22 protein-coding genes, 1 tRNA gene and 1 riboswitch are annotated in these 21,787 nt (G+C 74.1%); of the genes, 18 read left to right on the forward strand and 5 right to left on the reverse strand.

Annotation, left to right across the window (positions count from 1 at the left end; genetic code table 11):
* Positions 1-99: 99 nt before the first annotated feature.
* From proB to DFJ68_RS02460, 3 genes are all read left to right on the forward strand, one after another.
* Positions 100-1,212: a glutamate 5-kinase gene (gene proB, locus DFJ68_RS02450; RefSeq protein WP_121030722.1), complete on the forward strand. Its 1,113-nt coding sequence runs from the start codon at positions 100-102 to the stop codon at positions 1,210-1,212.
* A gap of 43 nt (positions 1,213-1,255) precedes the next feature.
* Positions 1,256-2,551 (forward strand): glutamate-5-semialdehyde dehydrogenase, encoded by a 1,296-nt coding sequence (locus DFJ68_RS02455; protein WP_121030724.1) that lies wholly within the window; start codon positions 1,256-1,258, stop codon positions 2,549-2,551.
* 76 nt (positions 2,552-2,627) lie between these two features.
* The gene (locus DFJ68_RS02460) at positions 2,628-3,323 is read left to right on the forward strand and encodes a class I SAM-dependent methyltransferase (RefSeq protein WP_121030726.1); all 696 of its coding nucleotides are present in this window, start codon (positions 2,628-2,630) and stop codon (positions 3,321-3,323) included.
* A gap of 7 nt (positions 3,324-3,330) precedes the next feature.
* Here DFJ68_RS02460 and DFJ68_RS02465 read toward each other — a convergent pair whose 3' ends face one another.
* Entirely contained in the window at positions 3,331-4,395 is a 1,065-nt protein-coding gene (locus DFJ68_RS02465; protein WP_121035006.1) for a glycosyltransferase family 2 protein, read from the reverse strand.
* Between the two features lie 87 nt (positions 4,396-4,482).
* On the opposite strand from DFJ68_RS02465, the gene DFJ68_RS02470 reads away from it, so the two are divergent.
* Positions 4,483-5,046: a DUF402 domain-containing protein gene (locus DFJ68_RS02470; RefSeq protein ID WP_147431496.1), complete on the forward strand. Its 564-nt coding sequence runs from the start codon at positions 4,483-4,485 to the stop codon at positions 5,044-5,046.
* A gap of 18 nt (positions 5,047-5,064) precedes the next feature.
* Positions 5,065-6,492: a protein kinase domain-containing protein gene (locus tag DFJ68_RS02475; RefSeq protein WP_121030730.1), complete on the forward strand. Its 1,428-nt coding sequence runs from the start codon at positions 5,065-5,067 to the stop codon at positions 6,490-6,492.
* Here the strand turns inward: DFJ68_RS02475 and DFJ68_RS02480 are convergent.
* Complete coding sequence (locus tag DFJ68_RS02480) at positions 6,465-8,645, reverse strand: vWA domain-containing protein (RefSeq protein WP_121030732.1); 2,181 nt, start codon at positions 8,643-8,645, stop codon at positions 6,465-6,467. The two genes, DFJ68_RS02475 and DFJ68_RS02480, sit on opposite strands and share 28 nt — an antisense overlap.
* Before the next feature lie 86 nt (positions 8,646-8,731).
* Between DFJ68_RS02480 and DFJ68_RS02485 the strand changes: the two genes are divergently transcribed.
* The 8 genes from DFJ68_RS02485 to DFJ68_RS02520 all read left to right on the forward strand — a co-directional run bounded on the left by DFJ68_RS02485 (position 8,732) and on the right by DFJ68_RS02520 (position 12,335).
* Positions 8,732-9,307: a hypothetical protein gene (locus tag DFJ68_RS02485; protein ID WP_121030734.1), complete on the forward strand. Its 576-nt coding sequence runs from the start codon at positions 8,732-8,734 to the stop codon at positions 9,305-9,307.
* Positions 9,308-9,317: 10 nt separating this feature from the next.
* On the forward strand, positions 9,318-9,539 hold the full coding sequence (locus tag DFJ68_RS02490) for a hypothetical protein (protein WP_121030736.1): 222 nt from the start codon (positions 9,318-9,320) through the stop codon (positions 9,537-9,539).
* A 17-nt stretch (positions 9,540-9,556) separates the two neighbouring features.
* The gene (gene nadD, locus DFJ68_RS02495) at positions 9,557-10,207 is read left to right on the forward strand and encodes a nicotinate-nucleotide adenylyltransferase (RefSeq protein WP_121035007.1); all 651 of its coding nucleotides are present in this window, start codon (positions 9,557-9,559) and stop codon (positions 10,205-10,207) included.
* Positions 10,204-10,656 (forward strand): ribosome silencing factor, encoded by a 453-nt coding sequence (gene rsfS / locus DFJ68_RS02500; RefSeq protein WP_121030738.1) that lies wholly within the window; start codon positions 10,204-10,206, stop codon positions 10,654-10,656. The genes nadD and rsfS overlap by 4 nt, the downstream gene beginning before the upstream one ends.
* Positions 10,653-11,309 (forward strand): histidine phosphatase family protein, encoded by a 657-nt coding sequence (locus tag DFJ68_RS02505; RefSeq protein ID WP_121030740.1) that lies wholly within the window; start codon positions 10,653-10,655, stop codon positions 11,307-11,309. The genes rsfS and DFJ68_RS02505 overlap by 4 nt, the downstream gene beginning before the upstream one ends.
* A gap of 103 nt (positions 11,310-11,412) precedes the next feature.
* Positions 11,413-11,485, forward strand: a tRNA-Ala gene (locus DFJ68_RS02510).
* Between the two features lie 110 nt (positions 11,486-11,595).
* Positions 11,596-11,661: riboswitch (guanidine-III (ykkC-III) riboswitch) on the forward strand.
* 9 nt (positions 11,662-11,670) lie between these two features.
* Positions 11,671-11,985 carry a DMT family transporter gene (locus DFJ68_RS18200; protein ID WP_170165687.1) on the forward strand — a complete coding sequence of 105 codons (315 nt, stop codon included), beginning with the start codon at positions 11,671-11,673 and terminating at the stop codon, positions 11,983-11,985.
* Positions 11,985-12,335, forward strand: coding sequence for a DMT family transporter (locus DFJ68_RS02520; protein ID WP_121035008.1), 351 nt, complete (start codon positions 11,985-11,987; stop codon positions 12,333-12,335). The genes DFJ68_RS18200 and DFJ68_RS02520 overlap by 1 nt, the downstream gene beginning before the upstream one ends.
* An 18-nt stretch (positions 12,336-12,353) precedes the next feature.
* Here DFJ68_RS02520 and DFJ68_RS02525 read toward each other — a convergent pair whose 3' ends face one another.
* Entirely contained in the window at positions 12,354-12,731 is a 378-nt protein-coding gene (locus DFJ68_RS02525) for a thioesterase family protein (RefSeq protein ID WP_121035009.1), read from the reverse strand.
* 177 nt (positions 12,732-12,908) lie between these two features.
* On the opposite strand from DFJ68_RS02525, the gene DFJ68_RS02530 reads away from it, so the two are divergent.
* From DFJ68_RS02530 to DFJ68_RS02545, 4 genes are all read left to right on the forward strand, one after another.
* Complete coding sequence (locus tag DFJ68_RS02530; protein WP_121030744.1) at positions 12,909-13,556, forward strand: lysoplasmalogenase family protein; 648 nt, start codon at positions 12,909-12,911, stop codon at positions 13,554-13,556.
* Between the two features lie 208 nt (positions 13,557-13,764).
* Positions 13,765-16,725 carry a leucine--tRNA ligase gene (leuS, locus tag DFJ68_RS02535; RefSeq protein ID WP_121035010.1) on the forward strand — a complete coding sequence of 987 codons (2,961 nt, stop codon included), beginning with the start codon at positions 13,765-13,767 and terminating at the stop codon, positions 16,723-16,725.
* Positions 16,726-16,782: 57 nt separating this feature from the next.
* On the forward strand, positions 16,783-17,655 hold the full coding sequence (locus DFJ68_RS02540) for a DegV family protein (RefSeq protein WP_121030746.1): 873 nt from the start codon (positions 16,783-16,785) through the stop codon (positions 17,653-17,655).
* Complete coding sequence (locus tag DFJ68_RS02545) at positions 17,652-18,269, forward strand: glycerol-3-phosphate acyltransferase (protein WP_245963408.1); 618 nt, start codon at positions 17,652-17,654, stop codon at positions 18,267-18,269. Before DFJ68_RS02540 ends, DFJ68_RS02545 begins: the two co-directional genes overlap by 4 nt.
* Before the next feature lie 63 nt (positions 18,270-18,332).
* Here the strand turns inward: DFJ68_RS02545 and DFJ68_RS02550 are convergent, their stop codons facing one another.
* Together DFJ68_RS02550 and purU are read right to left on the reverse strand one after the other, a co-directional pair.
* Complete coding sequence (locus DFJ68_RS02550) at positions 18,333-19,430, reverse strand: hypothetical protein (protein WP_121030748.1); 1,098 nt, start codon at positions 19,428-19,430, stop codon at positions 18,333-18,335.
* 250 nt (positions 19,431-19,680) lie between these two features.
* The gene (gene purU / locus DFJ68_RS02555) at positions 19,681-20,523 is read right to left on the reverse strand and encodes a formyltetrahydrofolate deformylase (protein WP_121030750.1); all 843 of its coding nucleotides are present in this window, start codon (positions 20,521-20,523) and stop codon (positions 19,681-19,683) included.
* 165 nt (positions 20,524-20,688) lie between these two features.
* Between purU and DFJ68_RS02560 the strand changes: the two genes are divergently transcribed.
* Positions 20,689-21,777, forward strand: coding sequence for a ComEA family DNA-binding protein (locus DFJ68_RS02560; protein WP_245963409.1), 1,089 nt, complete (start codon positions 20,689-20,691; stop codon positions 21,775-21,777).
* The last annotated feature ends 10 nt before the right edge of the window (positions 21,778-21,787 follow it).

Raw genomic sequence — 21,787 nt, forward strand, 5'->3', positions numbered from 1 at the left:
TCTCGACGGAAGGCGACGGCGCCACGGCATCCGGATGCCGGGTGGGCCGTCTGTCGGTCACGTCCGGGTCCATGCGGGCGGGGTCGTTAGAGTGCGGGCGTGTCATCGAGGTCGGTCATCACGGGCGCGCGGCGCCTCGTCGTCAAGGTCGGGTCGAGCTCGCTCACGGGCGTCGACGGCGGCATCGACCACGGCCGGCTCGTCGCGCTCGCCAACGCCCTCGCCCACCACCACCTCGGCGGCGCCCAGATCGTGCTCGTCAGCTCGGGCGCCATCGCCGCGGGGCTGCACCCGCTGTCGCTGCGGACCCGACCGCACGAGCTGGCCCTGCAGCAGGCAGCCGCGTCGGTCGGTCAGGGCGCCCTGCTCGCCTCGTACACCCAGGCCTTCGGGCGGCACGACGTCACCGTGGGGCAGGTGCTGCTCACCGCGGACGACGTGACGCGGCGCAGCCACTACGCCAACGCCCGCAACACCCTCGAGCGGCTGCTCGAGCTGCGGGTCATGCCCATCGTCAACGAGAACGACACCGTCGCGACGAGCGAGATCCGCTTCGGCGACAACGACCGGCTCGCCGCCCTCGTCGCGCACCTCGTCGACGCCGATGCGCTCGTGCTGCTCTCCGACGTCGACGCCCTCTACGACGGCCCGCCGAGCCGACCCGGCAGCAAGCGGATCCCGCTCGTCACGGGGCCGGCCGACCTCGAGGGGGTCGAGATCGGCGGCAGCGGCTCCCTCGTGGGCACCGGCGGCATGACGACGAAGATCGAGGCCGCCCGCATCGCCACCGAGGCGGGGGTGGCGACGGTCGTCACCGCGGCCGCCCTCGTGCGGCCGGTGCTGGCCGGCGACGACGTCGGCACCCTCTTCACCCCGGTCGGCGTTCGCGGGCGCTCGCGCCGGCTCTGGCTCCGGCACGCCACCACCGCCCGCGGCCGCCTGCTCGTCGACGCGGGCGCCGTCGCCGCCCTGACCCAGCGCAACACCTCACTGCTGCCGGCCGGCGTCGTCGGGGTCGAGGGCAGCTTCCTCGACGGCGACCCCGTCGACGTCTGCGGGCCCGACGGGGTGCCCGTCGCCCGGGGCCTGGTCAACTACGGCTCGGCCGAGCTGCCGCCGCTGCTCGGGCGCTCGACGAAGGAGCTGGCCGCCGCGCTCGGCCCGGAGTACGAGCGCGAGGTCATCCACCGCGACCACCTGGTCATCCTCTGATCACGCGCGGGGCCGGCCCGAGGGAGCGGCCTATCCTGCTCGCATGTCCGCCGCCAACGACCGCGCCATCGACCCCGCCGTCGTCGAGCACGTCAATGACCTCGCCCGGCGGGCCCGGGTCGCCTCTCGTCGCCTCGCCCTGCTGACGCGGGCCCAGAAGGATGCCGCGTTGCTCCGTCTCGCGGACGCCGTGGACGCCGCCACCGACGCGGTCGTCGAGGCCAACGGCGTCGACCTCGGCAGGGCGCGGGAGGCCGGCGTCAGCGAGAGCCTGCAGGACCGCCTGCGCCTCGACGCCTCCCGGGTCGCGGCCGTGGCGCAGGCCCTGCGCGACGTCGCCGGGCTGCCGGACCCCGTCGGTGAGGTCGTGCGCGGCAGCACCCTCGCCAACGGCCTGCAGGTGCGCCAGGTCCGGGTCCCCATGGGCGTCATCGGCATGATCTACGAGGCCCGGCCCAACGTCACCGTCGACGCCGCCGGGCTCTGCCTCAAGTCGGGCAACGCCGTCCTGCTGCGCGGTGGCTCGGCCGCGGCGTCGAGCAACGCCGCCCTCGTCGGTGCGCTCCGCACCTCCCTGCGTGAGCAGGGACTTCCCGAGGACGCCGTCACCCTGCTCGAGCAGGGCGGTCGCGACGCCGCCCGCGCCCTGATGACGGCCCGCGGGCTCGTCGACCTCGTCATCCCGCGCGGCGGTGCCGAGCTGATCCAGACGGTCGTGCGCGAGTCGACGGTGCCCGTCATCGAGACCGGCATAGGGGTGTGCCACGTCTACGTCGACGAGGCAGCCGACCTCGAGAAGGCGCTCGCCATCACCCTCAACGCCAAGACCCACCGCCCGAGCGTCTGCAACGCCGCCGAGTCGCTGCTCGTGCACCGCGCGGTGGCCTCGGACTTCCTGCCCAAGGCGCTGTCCGACCTCGCCGGGGCCGGGGTGCGGCTGCACGTCGCCGACGACGTCGCCGACCTCGCCGAGGCCGCCGGCGCGTCGTTCGAGATCGCGAGCGAGGCCGACTTCGGCACGGAGTGGCACGGCCTGGAGATGAGCGTGGCCGTCGTCGACGACCTCGACGACGCCATCGAGCGCATCGACCGCTTCGGCAGCGGCCACACCGAGGCCATCGTCACCGAGAGCCGTACCGCCGCCCGCCGGTTCACCGCCGAGGTCGACGCCGCCGCGGTCATGGTCAACGCGAGCACCCGCTTCACCGACGGCGGCGAGTTCGGGTTCGGCGCCGAGATCGGCATCTCGACGCAGAAGCTGCACGCCCGCGGGCCGATGGCGCTGCCCGAGCTGACGACGACGAAGTGGGTCGTCGAGGGCGACGGTCACATCCGCTGACTGGCCCGCGGCCGGCATCCGAAAACGCCGTGCGACCGGTGGCGACCGCAGGTCACGCGGCTGACATGATCGCTGCATGGAAGGCACTGAGGTCCGCAAGCTGGCTCGCCTCGAAGACGACCACTGGTGGTACCGCGAGCGCCGTCACCTCCTCGCCCGTTCGCTGACGGGTCTGGCCCCCGGCCGGGCCATCGACGTGGGTGCGGCCGGCGGCGGCAACACCAGGGTGCTGCGGCGCCTGGGCTGGCAGGCCGTGGCCCTCGAGTACGGCGCGGAGGGTGCGGAGGTCGCCCACGAGCGGGGGTTGGCCACGCTGCGCGGTGACGCCACGCGGCTGCCCCTGGCGGACGCGTCGATGGACCTCGTCGTCGAGTTCGACCTGCTCGAGCACCTCGACGACGACGACGCCGCGGTCGCCGAGGTTCGCCGGGTCCTGCGCCCCTCCGGGACCTACCTCGTGGCGGTGCCGACGGACCCCCGCCTCTGGTCCGACCACGACGTCGCGGTCGGCCACGTGCGCCGCTACACGAGGGACGGGCTGCTCGACCTGCTCCACCGGGGCGGGTTCGACACGCCCGTCGTCCGGTCGTGGAACGTGCTGCTGCGCCCGGCCGTGGCCCTTCGGCGCCGGTCCTCGTCGGGCTCCGACCTGGACCACGTGCACCCGGCCGTCAACCTGGGCCTGCGTGCGGTCATCACCGCCGAGCGCTACCTGCCGGTGGGCCGGCTCCCCGGCGTCAGCATGCTCGTCGAGGCCCGGCCGCGAGCCTGAGCGGCGCTCAGCGAGGGGAGACCGCGCCGACCTGCCGGGCGTCGACCGCCGGGTCGAGGCCGAGCGTCTGCGAGCCGTCCTCCGGCTCCGTCGTGGACCGGCCCGGGAGCGCGGTCGCCGTCGGACCGTCCTGCGACGGGCGGCTGGTCAGCGAGTCGTACGCGATGAAGTAGCTGGGCCGGCCCTGCAGATGGGTGTACATGCGTCCGACGTACTCACCGAGGATGCCGACGCAGAGCAGCTGGATGGCGCCCATCGCGGCGACGATGGCCACCGTCGAGGTCCAGCCGGCCACGGTGTGGCCGCTCGCCTGCGCGATGAGGGTGTAGACGAGCAGCAGGACGGCCAGCACCGCGCCGCCGAACCCGGCGAAGGTCGCGATGCGCAGCGGCGCCGTCGAGAACCCTGTGAGCGAGTCGATCGACAGCTTGACCATCTTGAGCAGCGGGTACTTGCTGGCCCCGGCGGCGCGTTCCTCCCGCTTGTACTCCACGGTGTCGGACGGGAAGTTGAAGGCGGGGACGATGAACCGCAGCACCCGGTTGTGCTCCGGCAGGCTGTTCACCGCGTCGACCGTCGCCCGCGACATGAGCCGGAAGTCACCCGCGTCGGCCCGGGCCGTGGAGGAGCTCATCAGACCGATGAGGCGGTAGAAGGCGGCCGCGGAGTTGCGCTTGAACCACGTGTCGGTCGACCGGTCGTTGCGGACCCCGTAGACGACGTCCACGCCGTCGGCACGGGCCAGGTCGAGCATCCTCGCGATGACCTCGGGCGGGTCCTGCAGGTCCGCGTCGATCGTGACCACGTAGTCGCCCCTCGCCGTGGCCAGGCCCGCGGAGATGGCCGCCTGGTGACCGGAGTTCGCCCGCAGCCGGACGACCCGCAGCTGCGGCCACTCGCGGCGGTACCGCTGCAGCAGCGCGGGGGTGAGGTCAGCGCTGCCGTCGTCGACGGTCACCACCTCGTAGGCGACGTCCATGCCGTCGAGCAGCGGGCGCAGCCGCTCGACGAACAGGGGCAGCACCTCCTGCTCGTTGTACATCGGGACGACCACCGACAGCTCCACGACCATGGTCACAAGGGTACGGCCGTCACCCAGCCCCTCCTGTCCGTCGCCTTCGAGGACACGATGACCACCCGGCATCCATAGGGTGAACGGGTGCACCGGTCGTCCGAGCCCCCACCCGCCGCGCCCCGAACGGGGGATGCCGTGCACGCCGCCTTCACCAAGTGGGGGGACCGGCCGCACTGGCGCTGGGAGGGCCGCTACCTCGGCGACGACGAGCACGGCCGCTGGTGGTGGGCGCCGGAGGGCACGCACTGCAGCCGTCCAGGGGCGGCGTTCGACGCCGAGGAGGCGTGGGTCTCCATGACGCCGCACACCGGCGCGTGGGTCGCCTCGTTCTACCCCGCCCCCAAGGGCATCCACGTCTACGTCGACATGGCCACGCCGGCGACGTGGTCCGCGCGGCCGCAGGGTGGCGGCTGGGCGGTGGGCAGCGTGGACCTCGACCTCGACGTCGTGCTGTTGCGTGACGGGACCCTCTACGTCGACGACGAGGACGAGTTCGCCCTGCACCGGGTCGCGTTCGGCTACCCGCCGGAGGTGTGTGCCCTGGCCGAGGCGGCCGCGGACGAGGTGCTGCGGGCAGTCGGGGCGGGCACGGGCCCGTTCGGAGGTGCGGGGGAGCAGTGGTTGCGGCGGGTACTGTCCGGCCTGTGAGCGGGAGGGGCGGGCGCGGTGCCGGGCGGAGGTAACGACGTCGTCGCCGGTCGCTACGAGCTCGTCGACCCGCTCGCGTCCGGCGGCAGCGGCACCGTCTGGCGGGCCTGGGACCACGCCCGGGGCGGGTGGTGTGCCGCCAAGGTCATGCGCCAGCGGCACGCGGGCGAGCTGCTGCGCCTCGTGCGCGAGCAGGCGGTGCGGCTCCAGCACCCGCACGTCGCCAGCCCGTACGCGTGGGCGGCCGAGGACGGCACCGTGCTCATCGCGAGCGAGCTCGTCGACGGCGGCTCGCTGCAGACCCTCGTCGGCGACTACGGGCCGCTCGACGAGCCGACGGTGACGGTGCTGCTCGAGCAGGTGCTCGACGGCCTCGCGGCCCTGCACCGCAGTGGCCTCGTGCACCGCGACGTCAAGCCCGCCAACGTGCTGCTGCGCGCCACCGGCGACGGCCCACCGCACGCGCTGCTCACCGACTTCGGTCTCACCATCGGGCTCGAGGACGCGCGCCTGACCCACACCGGCACCGTCATCGGCACCCCCGGCTACCTGCCGCCGGAGGTGACGAGCGGGCGACGGCCGCCCCACCCGCGCCAGGACGTGTACGCCGCCGGCCGGCTCGCGCTCGCCCTCGCCCTCGGCGCGGAGGCACTCGACCACGACGGCGGTGACGGCTCCGGGCGGGGGGCCGCGGCGCTGCAGCACCCCGGGCTGCGCGCCGCCGTCGCCGCCATGACCGAGGCGGACCCCGACCGTCGGCCCTCGGACGCCGTCGCCGCCGCGGCCCTGCTGGACGGGCTGCCCCGCAGCACCGCGCCCCGCACCCGGCAGGGCGACCCGGTCACCGTCTTCGACCAGCTGCCCCCGGCCGAACCACCGGTGGGGGCGGAGGTCCGGGTGGATGTGGCGGGTCCCGCCACCTCGGTGCAGGCGGCCGCACCGCCCGACCGGACGGAGCCGCAGCGGCTCCCGGGCACGCGTGAGCTGCCGGTGACGGCGACCGCGGCGACCGCGGCGACCGTGGGCACCGGCCCGATGCTGCCGGCCGCACCCGCGCCCGGCTCGACCACCAGGCGACGGCTCCTCGCCGGGGCCGCGGTGGCCGTGCTGGTCGGCGCGGTGGCGGTGGCGGTGGCCGTGACCCGCGGCGACGGATCGCGGGTGCCGTCTGACCTCCCCACCTCGTCGTCCCCGACGAGCGCACCGCCCACGTCGTCCGGCCCGTCCTCCGGCCCGTCGACCACGCCGTCGACCACCGCCCCCACCGTCGGCACGTCGGCCCCCGTCACGTCGGGGGCGGCCACGGTGCCCACGTCCGCCGGCGGACCGGCATCCGGTGACGTCTGCGGGTGGCAGCAGGAGGGCGACCGTGCCGCTACGACGGGCGGGCAGCTCGTGTGCCGGCTGGTCGGGCAGCGCTACGTCTGGGGGCCGGTGGGCGGCTGACCGCGGCGGGCCCGCCCGACCAGCAGGGCCACGAGGGCGCCACCGACGGCGGCCAGGGCGATGCCCCCGACGACGGCCCAGCCGGGACCGCTCGACCCGCTCGACGCGCTCGACCCGGTCGTGCCGGACGTGCCGGTCGTGCCGGACGTGCCGGACGTGCCGGAGGCGTCGACGGTGCCGGTCGCGCCCGCCGTCGCCGAGTCCCCCGGTCCGGTGGTCGGGCCCGCCGTGGCGGTGGTCGCGTCCGACGGTGGCGGGGTCGAGGAGGCGGACCCGGTCGGCATGCCGGTCGCGCCCGGCCGGTAGGCGGGGCCTGTCTCCGGGTCGCCGTCGACGACCACGGTGATCCGGTAGGTCGTCCGGGCCGCGGGGCTGTCCTCGCCGTCGACGTTGACGCTCAGCCGGAGGTAGTAGAGCCCGTCGACCTGCGTCGTCCGCAGGTCCGGCTGCGACGACGACCGGTTCGTGTAGCGCACCGGCGCGACCGTCGAGCCGGTGAGCAGACCGGGGTTGCCCGCGAACCAGATCGCGGTCTGGTACTGGCCCGTCGAGCGCACGTCCTGACGCACCGGGTTGTACACGCTGACCCGTGCCCCCACGCCGGTCGTCGGACCGTCGGAGGCCGGCCCGACCTCCTCGACGCTGTAGGCGAGGCGCTGGCCCCATCGCAGCGGCACCGAGAAGTAGCGGTCCTCACCGGTGACGACGGTGCCGCGGTAGGTCTGCCCGCTCGTCAGCGGCGCGGCGTCGTTGAAGCTCGAGCCCCCGGTCACCGCGGTCGCCGCGCGGGCGAACGGTGGCCGGGCCAGGCCCGCCTGGGCCCGGGTGGCGGCGGGAGGCAGGCCGGCCGTCTCGGCCGGCGGCTCCGAGCGCACGACGATCTCGACGGGCCGCGACTGGTCGCCGAACTTGGCGCCGTACCGCTCGATCTTGACCACCCCGACGCCGTCGACAGGGCACCGGCCCGGGTAGGCCCCCGGTGGCGTGTCGTGGTCGAGCACGGTCGACATGGTGGCCGACACCGGACGGTGTGAGTACCCGTCGTTGCCGGCGTAGTTCGCGTCGGCGCTGTCGCACGTGCTGCCGTCCTCGGCCTGCAGGGTCATCTGGACCCCGAAGGTCCCGCCGGTCCCGCCGGGGTCGGCGGCCGGCGGCGGCATCGTGGCCGAGACGTAGAGCGTCGCGCCCTGCTGCAGCGGAACCCGGTAGTACTTGGTCGTGCCGGAGACGCGGCCGGTGCGGTCCGACCCGGCCGGAGCCCCCGTGGCGAAGGTGTCGAGGTACTGGCCGGGGGCGAGCCGGGGTGAGGCGTCGGTGGGCTGGTCGGTGCCGGTGACGGGGGTGCCCCTGGCCTGGTAGCCGGAGATGGCGTAGTCGACCTTGACCTTGAGCGCCTGCTCGAGGGTGTCGGCGTCGCCGGCGTCGCTGTAGGTGCCGCCGGTGGCGTCGGCGATGCAGGAGAGCTGGGCGCGGGCGGTGGGGTCGACCTTGAAGCCGACGGTGTGGATGGTGAGGTCGACGCCTTGTCGCTTCAGCTGCTTGGCGACGTTGCAGGGGGCGGGGGGTGCGCAGGTGTCGATGCCGTCGGAGACGAGAACGATGGCGCGGGGTCCCTCCGTGGGCAGGGCGGTGGCGGCGGAGCGCAGGGCGTTGCCGATGGGGGTGTAGCCCGAGGCCCGGATGCCGGTGACGGCGTCGGTCGTGCGGGCGCGGTCGAGTGGTCCGACCGGGATGAGGGTGCGGATGTCGGTGCAGCCCGTGCTCTTCTCGGCGCGGGTGGAGCCGGTGCCGGTGCCGTAGACGGTGAGGCCGATGCGGCTGTCGGTGGGCAGGCCGGCGACGAGGGAGGTGACGGCCCTCTTGGCGGCGTCGATGCGGGGGCCGGGGGCGTCGCTCTCGTTCATGGAGCCGGAGGCGTCGAGCACGACCATCGTAGGCACGGACGTCGTCCGAGCGGGGGAGAGGGCCGGTGTGACGGTCGAGGTGACGGCCGGGGTGACGGCCGGGGTGACGGCCGTGGCGGAGGCGGAGGCCGGGACGGCGAGCAGGGCCGAGCCGGCCACCGCGGCCGCGACCGGTCCGAGCCGACGCAGCCGGGCGGACAGCCGCCGGGGGCTCGACGGCGACGACGGGTCGGTCCGGGGGCGGGTCATGGGAACTCCTGATAGTTTGCAGGTGCAACGTCCGAGACAGACGTTTGCACATGCAATGGGTGTCGCGCAAGCCTGAGGAGGGCAGCATGACCGACGCAGCCGGTCCGGGGGGCGCTTCCGCCAGCGCCGAGGCGCAGCGCGCCCTGTACGGCGAGCCGTGGTCGCAGCGCTTCGGCCGGCTCATGGCGACCTACCGGCTGTCGCAGGCCCGGCTCGCGGGTGTCATCGGGCTCAGCGCGCCGATGCTCAGCCAGCTCATCTCCGGCCAGCGGGTCAAGGTCGGCAACCCCGCGGTCTTCGGGCGCATCGTCTCGCTCGAGCAGCTCGCCGACGACCCGCGGGTGCTCGGCGGCAACCCCGAGGCCCTGCGCGCGGTGCTCGACGAGGTGGCGGCGTCGAGCCCGACCCTCACCGCGGTGACCGCGGTGACCGCGGTGACCGTGGCGACACCCGACGGTGCGAGCCCGCCACCGACGCGCGACCCCGCGGGCGCCACGACCCCGGCCACCCCGGCATCCGGGGCGGTGGGGGAGGGTGTGCTCGTCGCCGGCCTCGCGGCGCTCGCCGCCCCCGCGCCGCTGCACGCGGCCGCCGACGCCGCGCAGGCCGCAGGCGGTGCGGGCCTCGCCGCCCTGCTCCGCGCCGCTGCCGCCGGACGGTAGGCTGGGGGCCATGTCAGCCCATGTCCTGAGCCTCGCCGCCGCCGAGGAAGCCACCCGCGAGCTCCCCATGCCGCTCATCGCGTTCTTCCTCATCACGTTCGCGCTGTTCGTGCTGCTGCTCGGGATCACGTGGAGCTTCCGCAACACCGCCTACAAGGTGCAGGCGCCGCGCCCGCAGAGCGAGCAGCGCGCCCCCGGCTCGGCCGTCCAGCGGGACGGGTCGCACCACTGACCATGCGCCTCGGGGTCATGGGTGGGACCTTCGACCCCATCCACCACGGCCACCTCGTGGCCGCGAGCGAGGTGCAGTCCCTGCTCGGGCTCGACGAGGTCGTCTTCGTGCCGACCGGCCAGCCGTGGCAGAAGGCGGAGCGCCGCGTCGCCGCGGCCGAGCACCGCTACCTCATGACGGTCATCGCCACGGCCTCGAACCCCCGGTTCACCGTCAGCCGGGTCGACATCGACCGGCCCGGTCCGACGTACACGATCGACACCCTGCGCGACATCCGCGCCCAGCGGCCCGATGACGAGCTGTTCTTCATCACCGGCGCCGACGCCCTCGCCGAGATCCTGTCCTGGAAGGACGCCGACCAGATCTGGGACCTCGCGCAGTTCGTCGGCGTGACCCGCCCCGGGCACGAGCTGTCCGACACGGGCCTGCCGGCCCACCGGGTCATCCTGCAGGAGGTGCCCGCCATGGCCATCAGCTCGACCGGATGCCGTGAGCGCGTGGCCGACGGCGACCCCGTCTGGTACCTCGTGCCCGACGGCGTCGTGCAGTACATCAACAAGTACCGGCTCTACGCCGACACGGACGCGCTGCCCGCCGAGGCGCCGTCACCCCAGGTCGCCGCCGGCGACCACCACCACCAGGCCGTCGGGCCGCAAGGAGACTCGTGACCGCCACCGAACGTTCGATCCAGCTCGCCAAGATCGCGGCGCTGGCCGCCGAGGACAAGATCGCGGAGAAGGTCGTCGCCATCGACGTCAGCGACCACCTCCCGCTGACCGACGTCTTCGTGCTCGCCTCCGCCGCCTCCGAGCGCCAGGTCGGGGCCATCGTCGACGAGGTCGAGGACCGCCTGCGCGACCACCGCGTCAAGCCGGTGCGCCGCGAGGGCGAGCGGGAGGGCCGCTGGGTTCTCATCGACTTCGGCGACATCATCGTGCACGTCCAGCACGAGGAGGAGCGCGAGTACTACGCGCTCGAGCGACTGTGGAAGGACTGCCCCGAGATCGACCTGAGCGGGGTCGACGTGCCGGGCGGCCCGGCATCCGACGCCGACACCACCGCCGAGAACGACAGCGCCACCGACGAGACCGACGGCGACGAGCGCGCCCGCGCGTGACAGCGCCCGGCGCCGCGGGCCCGCGGCGCATCGTCGTGATGCGCCACGGCGAGACGGCCGACAACGCCGCCCGGGTCTGGCAGGGTCACCGCGACACCGAGCTGAGCGACCGCGGGCGGGCGCAGGCCCGTGAGGCCGCGCCGCTCGTCGCGTCGTACGCCCCCGACGTCATCGTCTCGAGCGACCTGCGTCGCGCGGCCGACACGGCGCAGGCCGTCGCCGACCTCGTCCGCCTCGAGGTGCGACGCGACCCGCGGCTGCGCGAGGTCGACGTCGGCCGCTGGCAGGGGCTGCAGGCCGACGAGGTGCGCGAGCGCTACCCCGACGTCGTGGCGGCACTCGACCGCGGCGAGGACGTGCCCAAGGGCGTGACGGGGGAGACCCGTGCGCAGGTGGCCGAGCGGGCCGGCGCTGCCCTGCGTGACGTCGCCGACGCCCTCGGTCCCGGCCGTACCGCCCTCGTCGTCGCCCACGGCGTCTCGGGGCGCGCCGCCGCCACCGAGCTCGTGGGGCTCGACCACGACGTCGCCGACCAGGTGCTGCGCAGCCTCGACAACTGCCACTGGATCGTCCTCGTGGAGGCGCCGAAGAGCTTCTCCACGACGGCCGGCTGGCGCATCGCGGCCTGGAACGTCGGGCCGCGCCAGCCCTGACCGCCGCGGCGGCAGCCGATTTGGGATCGGGAGCCGTCATTGGCTACAGTTGCGCAGTCGCTCCACGCGGCACCCGAGAGGGTGGCTCGTGCGGCGGTGTTCCGGGGCTGTGGCGCAGCTGGTAGCGCACCTGCATGGCATGCAGGGGGTCAGGGGTTCGAGTCCCCTCAGCTCCACCGGACAGGAGGGAGCCCGATCGGTCACCGGTCGGGCTCCTTCGTGTTTCGGCGGTTCTCGGCGGGTCTCGGCGGGTTCGACCCCGTCGCCGGGCGTTGCTACCCTCTGTCCCGGACGCGACGACCGCGCCCGCGGACGAGGGAGCCGTACCCGCACAGCGACAAGACGGCCGGATCGGATCGCCGTGCACTGGTTCGTCCTCGTCGTCTCCGGGGGGCTCGAGGCCGTCTGGGCCACCGCCCTCGCCGCCTCCGACGGTTTCCGCCGCCCCCGGCCCGTCGCCCTCTTCGCCGTCAGCATCGTGCTGTCGATGGCGGGCCTCGCCTACGCCATGAGCGGGCTGGCGGCCAGCACGGCCTACGCCGTGTGGGTCGGCATCGGCGCCGTGGGCACCGTGCTCCTCGCCGTCGCCCGCGGTCAGGAGCGGCTGGGCCTCGCGCGGGGCCTGCTCCTGCTGCTGCTCGTCGCCTGCGTGGCCGGGCTCAAGGTGGTGGAGTGATGCCCTGGGTCATCCTGCTCGCCAGCGCGGTGCTCGAGGCCGTGTGGGCCTCGGCCCTGTCGGCATCCGACGGCCTGACCCGCCCGGCCCCGACGGTGCTCTTCGTCGTCGCCCTCGCCGTGTCGATGCTCGGGCTCGCGCAGGCAGCCCGCACGATCCCGATCAGCACTGCCTACGCGGTCTGGACCGGCACGGGGGCCGCGCTCACCGTGGCCTACGCGATGCTCTTCGGCGGGGAGGCCGCCTCGGTGCCCAAGGTGCTGCTCATCGCCGGCATCGTCGCCGCCGTCGTCGGGCTCAAGCTCGTCGGCCACCCGGCGCCGCCCGCGGGCGGTCACACGGTCGACTGAACCGGGGGTCCCGCTCGGTCAGTGCACCGGCTTGTGGCACTTGCTCATGAAGCGGTCCGGGTCGACGACGGCACGGTGCACCTCGCCGCGGGCGATCTCGTCGCCCTCCGCGTCGGTGACCGTCACGTGGCACACGAGGCGCCGGCCGTCGTTGATGGGCTCGGCGCAGTTCACGGTGATCGCGGCCCCGACCGGGCTGCCCTTGATGTGCTCCATCTTGATCGTGGTGCCGACCGTCGTGTGGTCCGAGTCGACGTTCTGCTTGCACACCTCGAAGGCGGCCCGTTCGCACCACGTGATGAGACGCGGTGTGGCGAGCACGTCGAGGTCGCCGCTGCCGATCTCGGCGGCGGTGTCCTCGGCGGTCACGGTGTGCGGGAAGGCGCGCATGGGCATGAGCACGAGTCTGACAGAACCGCGCCCGGTCTCCGACTCGAGGCCACCGCGACGGGGTACGACGTCCGGATGCCGGTCGGCCGGGGTGGCGGGCGAGGCCCGGTCGGGTGCCCGCGGGGTGGTGTCCGGCGGGCGTGTCCGCGTGAGGGCGACGGCGCCGGCTGACACCCTGAGGCCGTGAGCACGCACCTGTGGGTCCTGTCGGCGGCGCTCGCCGTCGCGGCCGTGCTGACCTGGGTCGCCACCGTGCGCGGTGACGGTGCGCTCGCCCGCATCGTGCGCCCGAGCTTCGCCCTGCTCGTGCTCGCGGCGGCGTGGTCGCTCGAGGGGGAGGGCCGGGCGGGCGACGCGCCCCCGCTGACCCTCGTGCTGCCGGCCCTGGCGCTCGCCGTCGTGACGGAGGGGCTGCTGCTGCACCAGACCCGGCCGCGCTTCGTGCTGGCGATGTACGCCCGCGCGGTGACGACGGGGCTGCTGGTCGCGGCGACGCTGCGCCTGGCCGGGCCCGGGTCGTTCCCGTGGTGGGTGCTGCCGGTGGTGCCCGTGCTGCTGCTCGTGCACGCGCGGGCGGGGCGCACCGTCGTGCTCCGGGCCGGGCCGGAGCGGGTCGCGGTGCTGCTGGCTCTGCTGGCGCAGTACGTCCTCGTCGTGGCCGCCGCCTGGAGGGCCGACCCGCTCGTGCTGGCCGGTGCGTGCCTGCTGCTCGTGGCCGACCTCGTCCTCACGCGCGACCGGTACGTGCGCGAGCGTCGCGCCGCCCCGCTGCAGGCGCTGGCCCTGCACCAGCTCGCCTCGGTGGCGGTCGTCGTCGGCCTCATGCGCTGACCTGCGGCGTGACGGACGCGTCGGGCCACCGGGCGCGGGACCGGCTGCGCTAACCTAGGCGCATGGCTGGTCGGCTGCTCCTTCCGCAGCCGCGCTGATCAGGGCCGGAGCCCCCGGCGTCAGCGCGGCCACCCCTTGCTGAGCGAGGGGTTTTCGTTTGTCCGGGGGCGCACGCCGCATCCACCAGCGAGGCGAACGAGAGATGAGCATGAGCGACAGCACCCACGACGAGACCCCGTTCCGCTACACCCCGGCCCTGGCCCAGCAGGTCGAGCTCGCCTGGCAGGACCGCTGGGAGCAGGAGCAGACCTTCGCGGCCCCGAACCCGGCCGGGCCGTGGGCCGAGCCGGACAAGGTGGCGCAGCTCGGCCGGAAGCTCGTCGTGCTCGACATGTTCCCCTACCCCTCGGGCGCCGGCCTGCACGTCGGGCACCCCCTGGGCTACATCGCGAGCGACGTCTACAGCCGCTACCACCGCATGCTCGGCAAGAACGTCCTGCACGCCCTCGGCTACGACGCCTTCGGGCTGCCGGCCGAGCAGTACGCCGTGCAGACCGGTCAGCACCCGCGCAAGACGACCGAGGAGAACATGGTCACGATGCGGCGCCAGCTACGTCGCCTCGGCCTCGGCTTCGACGACCGGCGCACCTTCGCCACGATCGACGAGGACTACTACCGCTGGACCCAGTGGATCTTCCTCAAGATCTGGGACTCCTGGTACGACGTCGACGCGGTGCGCGACGACGGTGGCCGCGGCCGGGCCCGCCCCATCGCCGAGCTCGTCGCCGAGCTCGAGTCGGGGCAGCGATCACCGGGCACGCCCGACGGCCGCTCGTGGGCCGAGCTGTCGTCGGTCGAGCGCGCGCGCGTGCTCGAGCGGCACCGCCTCGTCTACCGGTCCGAGGCGCCGGTCAACTGGTGCCCGGGCCTGGGCACCGTGCTGTCGAACGAGGAGGTCACGAACGACGGCCGGTCCGAGCGAGGAAACTACCCCGTCTTCAAGCGCAACCTCGCGCAGTGGATGATGCGCATCACCGCCTACGCCGACCGCCTCGCCGACGATCTCGACGGCGTCGACTGGCCCGAGAACGTCAAGCGCCTGCAGCGCAACTGGATCGGCCGCTCTCAGGGCGCCCGCATCACCTTCCCCGTCACCGTCGCCACGGGCGAGCGTGCCGGCGAGCAGGAGGGCATCGAGGTCTTCACGACCCGGCCCGACACCGTCTTCGGCGCCACCTTCATGGTTCTTGCGCCCGAGCACCCCCTCGTCGACGCGCTCGTCCCCGACGGCGGGTGGCCCGAGGGCACGCACGACGCGTGGACCGGTGCCGACAATGCCACGCGGTCGACGCCGAAGGATGCCGTCGCCGCCTACCGTCGCGCGGCGTCGCGCAAGAGCGACGTCGAGCGGCAGACCGAGGGCAAGGACAAGACCGGTGTCTTCACCGGCTCGTTCGCTACCAATCCGCTGACGGGAGAGGCGATCCCGGTCTTCGTGGCCGACTACGTCCTCATGGGCTACGGCACCGGCGCCATCATGGCCGTCCCGGCGCACGACGAGCGCGACTTCGACTACGCCACCGCCTTCTCCATCCCGGTGCGCCGCGTCGTCGCGCCGACCGCCGAGGGTGCGGGCGACCCGGTGACCGAGGCGTTCACGGCATCCGGCGTCGCGGTCAACTCGGCCAACGACGAGGTGAGCCTCGACGGGCTGACCGTCGACGAGGCCAAGGAGCGCATCATCGCGTGGCTCGACGGGGCGGGCATCGGCCACGGCACCGTCAACTACCGCCTGCGCGACTGGCTCTTCAGCCGCCAGCGGTACTGGGGCGAGCCGTTCCCCGTCATGTTCGACGACGACGGCATCGCCCACGCGGTGCCCGAGAGCCAGCTGCCGCTGACCCTGCCCGACGTGCCCGACTACTCGCCGAAGACCTTCGACCCCGACGACGCGACGAGCTCGCCCGAGCCGCCGCTGTCGCGGGTGCCGGAGTGGGTCAACGTCGAGGTCGACCTCGGTGACGGTCGGGGCGTGCGTCACTTCCGCCGCGAGACGAACACCATGCCCAACTGGGCGGGTTCGTGCTGGTACTACCTGCGCTACCTCGACCCCGCCAACCACGACGCCTTCGTCGACCCCGAGAACGAGCGCTACTGGCTCGGTCGCCACGAGGATGCCGTCGCGGGCGCCCCCGCGGGGACGGTCGACCCCGGCGGTGTCGACCTCTACATCGGCGGTGTCGAGCACGCGGTGCTGCACCTGCTCTACGCGCGCTTCTGGCACAAGGTGCTGCACGACCTCGGCCTCGTCTCGAGCGAGGAGCCGTTCCGCACGTACTTCTCGCAGGGCTACATTCAGGCCCACGCCTACACCGACGCCCGCGGCCAGTACGTCCCGGCAGCCGAGGTCGAGGAGCAGGTCGGTGACGACGCTGCGAGCACCTATACGTGGCAGGGCGATCCGGTCACGCGCGAGTACGGCAAGATCGGCAAGTCGCTGAAGAACTCGGTCAGCCCTGACGAGATGTACGACGCGTACGGCGCCGACACCTTCCGCGTCTACGAGATGTCGATGGGGCCGCTCGAGCTGAGCAAGCCGTGGGAGATCCGGGCCGTCGTCGGCAGCCAGCGCTTCCTGCAACGCCTGTGGCGCAACGTCGTCGACGAGCGCACGGGCGAGGTGCGCGTGGCCGACGAGACACCCGACCAGGCCCTCACGACGCAGCTGCACCAGACGATCGCCGGCGTCCGCGAGGACTACGAGGGGCTGCGGTTCAACACGGCCCTGGCCAAGCTCATCGAGCTCAACAACGCGGTCACCAAGCTCGACGTGCCGCCGCGGGAGGTCGTCGAGGCGCTCGTGCTCATGCTGGCTCCCGTCGCCCCGCACGTCGCGGAGGAGATGTGGCAGCGCCTCGGTCACGAGGGCGGCATCAGCCGCGCAGCGTTCCCGGTCAGCGACCCGTCGCGCATCGTCCTCGAGCAGGTCACGTGCGTCGTGCAGATCAAGGGCAAGGTGCGCGACCGCGTCGAGGTCGCCCCCGACATCGGTGAGGACGAGCTGCGCGAGCTCGTGCTGGCGCGCGAGAAGGTCGTCGCGGCGACGCCGGACGGGGTGCGCACGGTCATCGTGCGGGCGCCCAGGCTCGTCAACGTCGTGCCGGCCTGAGGCGGTGTCGACCGTGACTGCGGCGCCGGTCCTGCCGGCTCGCGCGACGGGGCCGCGATGACGGTCCGGCTCGTCACCGACTCGACCGCGTACCTGCCCGACGAGCTCGTGGCCGGTCACGCGGTCGAGGTGGTGCCGTTGCACGTCGTCGTCGGCGGCACCGACCACGTCGAGGGTCACGGCGTCGGCCCCGAGGACGTCGCCGGGGCGCTGCGCGACTACACGATCGTCACGACGTCGCGGCCGACACCGCAGGCCTTCCTCGAGACATACACCCGGCTCGCCGACGAGGGCGCCGACGCGGTCGTGTCGGTGCACCTGTCCAGCCTCATGTCGGGCACGGTCGAGGCGGCGCGGCAGGCGGCGTCGGAGGCGCCGGTGCCCGTCCACGTCATCGACAGCGGCACGCTCGGCATGGCCATGGGCTTCGCCGTACTCGAGGGCGCCCGGGTGGCCGAGCTCGACGGCGAGCTCGACGAGGTCGTCGAGCAGGTCGAGAGGCGGCTCGCGTCGTCGCTCGTCCTCTTCTACGTCCACACCCTCGAGCACCTGCGCCGTGGCGGCCGCATCGGGGCCGCGTCGGCGCTGCTCGGGTCGGCACTGTCGATCAAGCCGATCCTCACGGTGCGCGACGGACGCATCGTGCCGGTCGAGAAGGTGCGCACGTCGAGCCGTGCCATCGCCCGCATCGAGGCGCTCGTCGCCCAGCACGTGACGGACGGCGGGCTCGCCGTCGACGTCGCCGTGCACCACCTCGAGGCCGCCGAGCGGGCCGAGACCGTCGCCGGACACCTGCGCGCCCTGCCGGGGGTCCGGGAGGTCGTCGTCGTGCAGCTCGGCGCCGTCGTCGGTGCCCACGTCGGGCCCGGCACCGTGGCCATCGCCGTCTCGCCACGCCTCGGTGAGCCGCTGCCGGCGGCCCGGCCGTGACCGACGCCGGTGCCTTGGTAGCCGTCGGCCACGGCGTGGCGGCGGTCGTCGTCGCCTTCCTCGTCGGGGCGGTCAACCCGGCCACCATCATCGCCCGACTGCTCGGCGAGGACCTCGCCTCGGCGGGGTCAGGCAACCCCGGGGCGACCAACGCCGGTCGGGTGCTCGGGCGCGGGTGGGGCATCCTCGTCGGCGTCCTCGACGTTGCGAAGGGGCTCGTGCCGGCGTTCGTGGCCGGCCGGCTCGGCGGCGCGCCCCTCGCCTACGCCGTCGGCCTCGCCGCGGTGCTCGGTCACATCTGGTCGCCGTACCTGCGCGGTCGTGGCGGCAAGGGTGTCGCGACGACGATGGGCGCGATGCTCGGCGTGCACCCCTGGGTGGCGCTCGTCGTGCTGCCGGTCTTCGTCGCCGGGGTCGTCCTGCTCGGCCGGGTGGCCGCCGGGTCGGTGCTCGGTGCGGTGGCGCTCGTCGCCATCGCGGTCGTCGTCGCCACCGGCCACGCGCCCGGCGACGTCTGGACCGTCCTGTGGCTGCTCGCCCTCGCGGGAGTCGTCCTGTGGCGGCACAAGCCCAACATCGTGGCCTTCTGGCGCCAGCGCCGTTCGCGTTCCTGAGCCGGATGCCGGGTGGCCGCGTCCGTGGGTGGGTGACCACCCGGCATCCCGTCGGGGTGCGACTCAGGCGGTCGGGGTGAGGACGAAGCCCTGCTGCACGCCGCGACAGGCGCCGGACGTGTACTCGGCCGTGCCAACGATGACGCCGGTGTCGTTGACGGCCTTGCCGTAGGACAGGGCCAGCCCCGGCACGGGGTTGACCACCATGGTGTTGAGGTCCTTCGCGACACCGTCGCGCCAGATCGTCGCCGCGTACAGCAGGTACCCCTCGGGGTCGGCGCCGAGGAAGCTCGTGCCGACGACGACGCCGGAGCCGTTGATCCCGTTGGCCTCGGCACTGGGCCAGTCGAGGTCGGGGGCCAGGCTGGGCAGCCGGGTCATGACCCCGCCGGCCCAGCGGAAACCCGAGGTGCCCTTCGTGTCGAAGGACGACCCGACGACAACGCCCTTGTCGTTGACCGCGTTGGCGAACGAGGACTCGGCGCCCGGGACGAGGGTGCCGAGGTTCCTGACGACGCCGCCCCGCCACAGCACGGCCCGGGGGGGCTGGGTCGTGTCCCGGGTCCTGGCGTTGCCGACGACCAGACCGGCCTCGTTGACGGCGACGGCTTCGCTCGTCGTCCCCCAGGGCCCGTCGACGCCGCCGAGGCCGGGCAGGGGAGTGAGGCGGCCGCCGACCCAGGCGACGGCGGTCCGGGGCGCGTCCTGGCGTTCGGAGCGCGACCCGACGACGGTGCCCGAGGAGTTGACGTCGCGGGCGGTGCTGAAGGCGGCGGTGCCGGGGTACCCGGTGCCGAGGTCGAGGGGGGTACCGCCACCCCCGCGCCACAGGACCGCGTGCGGGGGCGAGTCGGGGCTGTTGCGCAGCTGGGACTGCCCCACGACGTCACCCCGGTCGTTGATCCCGTTGGCCGCGGTGTCCTCGAGGCCGCGGGGGGGCGTCGGCCCACCGAGTCCGTACAGCTCGACGGTACGCCCGCCGCGGATGACGAAGCCGTGGTTCCAGAAGGGGTTGCCGGTGGGGGCCGAGCCCACCGCCTGCCCGGAGCCGTTGACCGCGACGACGTCGGTGAAGGAGCAGGTGCCGGCGGTGGTGAAGCCCGGTGCCAGCGACAGGCGGTAGCGCACCGGGGCGGCCGCCGAGGTGGGCGCGTGCGTCACGGCGCAGACGGCGGCGACCGTCAGGGCCGCGGTGACGGCCTGGACGGCTCGAGTGGCTCGATGGGTCCGAGTGCTTCGGGCTGCTCGGGCGGGGCTGGTTCGGGGCACGACGACCTCCAACGACGGGTGGGGCGCACGGTGCGCCACACCCATGAGGACGCACGAGGGGCGGCCGTGATTGCACGGCCACCCTCGCGAGCCCGGGACGCGGGCATGCGACGCGGCCGCCCGGCATCCCTCACGGCGTCGGTCAGAAGACGATGGTGCGTCGTCCGGCGAGGAAGACGCGTCGGTCGGCGTGGTCGCGCACCGCGCGGGAGAGGACGCGGCGCTCGACGTCACGTCCGAGCGCGACCAGACGAGAAGGCGACTCGGCGTGGGTGACCCGCACGACGTCCTGCTCGATGATCGGCCCCTCGTCGAGGTCGGCCGTGACGTAGTGCGCGGAGGCGCCGACGAGCTTGACGCCGCGGTCGTGCGCCTGGTGGTAGGGCTTGGCGCCTTTGAACCCGGGCAGGAACGAGTGGTGGATGTTGATGGCCCGCCCCTCGAGGGCCCGGCAGAGGCCGTCGCTGAGGATCTGCATGTAGCGGGCCAGCACGACGAGCTCGACGCCCTTCTCCTCCACCATCGCAAGCAGCTGCGCCTCGGCGTCGGCCTTCGTCTCCGGGGTCACGGCGATGACGCTGAACGGGAGGCCGAAGTACTCGACGAGGGCGCGGCAGTCGTCGTGGTTGCCGACGACCCCGACGATGTCGATGGGCAGGTCGCCGCTGCGCCACCGGTGCAGCAGGTCGAGCAGGCAGTGGTCGAAGCGGCTGACGAGGACGAGGGTGCGGCAGCGCTCCGCCTCCGGGCGCACCTGAAGGTCATGGTTGTGCACCGCCGAGCTCGACTCGATCGCGGCCACGACCCGCTCGACATCGGCCTGCTCGGCGTCGAAGACCGTGCGCATGAAGAACAGGTCGGTGCCCTCGTCGGAGTACTGCTGGTTCTCGACGATGTTCGCCGAGACCTCTAGCAGGGCGGAGGAGACGGCGGCGACGATCCCGGGACGGTCGTCGCTGCGCAGGGTCATGATGTGCCGGGCCATTGGGGCAGTGTGGTGCAGGGCTCGCGGCTGCACCGAATCCCGCGGCGGCGTGTCTCGCAGCCTGGTCGTCCACAGCCCGCCGCCGGGGCACCGCCTGGCGTAGGGCTGTCCACAGGGCCGCTGCGGGCGGCCGCGGTGACGTGTGCCCGTTCGTAGCGTCGGTCCATGCCCCGTCGACCGCAGCCGCGTGCCCGGGGGCGCGCCCCGGACCTCGAGCGCGTCCTCCGGCTCCTCGACACCGGGCCGCCGTCGGGCGGTGCCCCGGGTGCGATGCCGGAGGGCCGTGGCGAGGCGGGCTTCCTCCCCTCGAGACCACGGTCGGATGCCGGTGGGCCGGGCGCGTTCGGCAGTGCCGACGGCGTCGACACGCGCGACGGCAGAGACGAGGCGGGCGACGAGGTCGAGCGGCTCGACGCCGACCTGCGCCGGGCGCGTCGTCCGGCGGTGCTCACCCTCCCGGAGCCGCTGGTGCGGGGTCGTCGCGGCGTGTCGAGCGCGGCCGTCGTCGCCGTGCTGGCGCTCCTCGTCGCCGTCACGGGCATCTTCCTCGTCCGGGTGCTGTGGGCCGAGCGCGCGGCGCGGGCGGAGACCGGAAGCGTCGTCGTCGGCGAGCCCGGCGCCGGCGGGCCGTTGCCCGATGCGTCGTCCGATGCGTCGTCCGGTGCGTCGGCCGGTCCGTCGACGCTGGTCGTGAGGTCTGCGCCCGTGGCGGCGTCGGTGCCGGCCGGCGGGGGCACGGGCGGCACCGTGGGTGCGGACGGGGCGGCCCCGGCATCCGAGGTCGTGGTGCACGTCGTCGGGCAGGTGGCGCGCCCCGGGTTGGTCCGGCTGCCCGCCGGCTCGCGGGTGGCCGACGCGCTGGTTGCGGCCGGGGGCGCGACGCGCGCCGCCGACCTCACCAGTCTCAACCTGGCCCGGGTGGTCGGCGACGGCGAGCAGCTGCACGTGCTGCGGCCCGGTGAGACGCCGCCGCCCGTCGTGGCCGGCGGTGGCCTCGGGGCCGGTGGCACGGCCGGCGGTGGCTCGGCTGCGGGTGGGGCGGGGCCGTCGGGTGGTGCACCGGCCGTCGTCGACCTCAACGGGGCCGACCTCGGGGCGCTCGACTCCTTGCCGGGCGTGGGCCCCGTGCTGGCCCAGCGCATCCTCGACTGGCGCGCCGAGCACGGCCGCTTCTCGTCGGTCGACGAGCTCGGAGAGGTCAGCGGCATCGGCGACAAGCTCATGGCCCAGCTGCGTCCCCGGGTGCGGGTGTGAGGGACGAGCG

It is taken from the genome of Terracoccus luteus, assembly GCF_003635045.1.
Taxonomy (GTDB): Bacteria; Actinomycetota; Actinomycetes; order Actinomycetales; family Dermatophilaceae; genus Terracoccus; species Terracoccus luteus.

What these genes read in the sequence shown, in the direction of transcription:
- DFJ68_RS02455 (WP_121030724.1), top strand. Translation starts at nt 1,256, where the DNA reads ATGTCCGCCGCCAACGACCGCGCCATCGACCCCGCCGTCGTCGAGCAC.
- DFJ68_RS02460 (WP_121030726.1), top strand. Translation starts at nt 2,628, where the DNA reads ATGGAAGGCACTGAGGTCCGCAAGCTGGCTCGCCTCGAAGACGACCAC.
- DFJ68_RS02465 (WP_121035006.1), bottom strand. Translation starts at nt 4,395, where the DNA reads ATGGTCGTGGAGCTGTCGGTGGTCGTCCCGATGTACAACGAGCAGGAG.
- DFJ68_RS02480 (WP_121030732.1), bottom strand. Translation starts at nt 8,645, where the DNA reads ATGACCCGCCCCCGGACCGACCCGTCGTCGCCGTCGAGCCCCCGGCGG.
- DFJ68_RS02485 (WP_121030734.1), top strand. Translation starts at nt 8,732, where the DNA reads ATGACCGACGCAGCCGGTCCGGGGGGCGCTTCCGCCAGCGCCGAGGCG.
- DFJ68_RS02490 (WP_121030736.1), top strand. Translation starts at nt 9,318, where the DNA reads ATGTCAGCCCATGTCCTGAGCCTCGCCGCCGCCGAGGAAGCCACCCGC.
- nadD (WP_121035007.1), top strand. Translation starts at nt 9,557, where the DNA reads ATGGGTGGGACCTTCGACCCCATCCACCACGGCCACCTCGTGGCCGCG.
- DFJ68_RS02520 (WP_121035008.1), top strand. Translation starts at nt 11,985, where the DNA reads ATGCCCTGGGTCATCCTGCTCGCCAGCGCGGTGCTCGAGGCCGTGTGG.
- DFJ68_RS02525 (WP_121035009.1), bottom strand. Translation starts at nt 12,731, where the DNA reads ATGCCCATGCGCGCCTTCCCGCACACCGTGACCGCCGAGGACACCGCC.
- leuS (WP_121035010.1), top strand. Translation starts at nt 13,765, where the DNA reads ATGAGCGACAGCACCCACGACGAGACCCCGTTCCGCTACACCCCGGCC.
- DFJ68_RS02540 (WP_121030746.1), top strand. Translation starts at nt 16,783, where the DNA reads ATGACGGTCCGGCTCGTCACCGACTCGACCGCGTACCTGCCCGACGAG.
- purU (WP_121030750.1), bottom strand. Translation starts at nt 20,523, where the DNA reads ATGGCCCGGCACATCATGACCCTGCGCAGCGACGACCGTCCCGGGATC.
- DFJ68_RS02560 (WP_245963409.1), top strand. Translation starts at nt 20,689, where the DNA reads ATGCCCCGTCGACCGCAGCCGCGTGCCCGGGGGCGCGCCCCGGACCTC.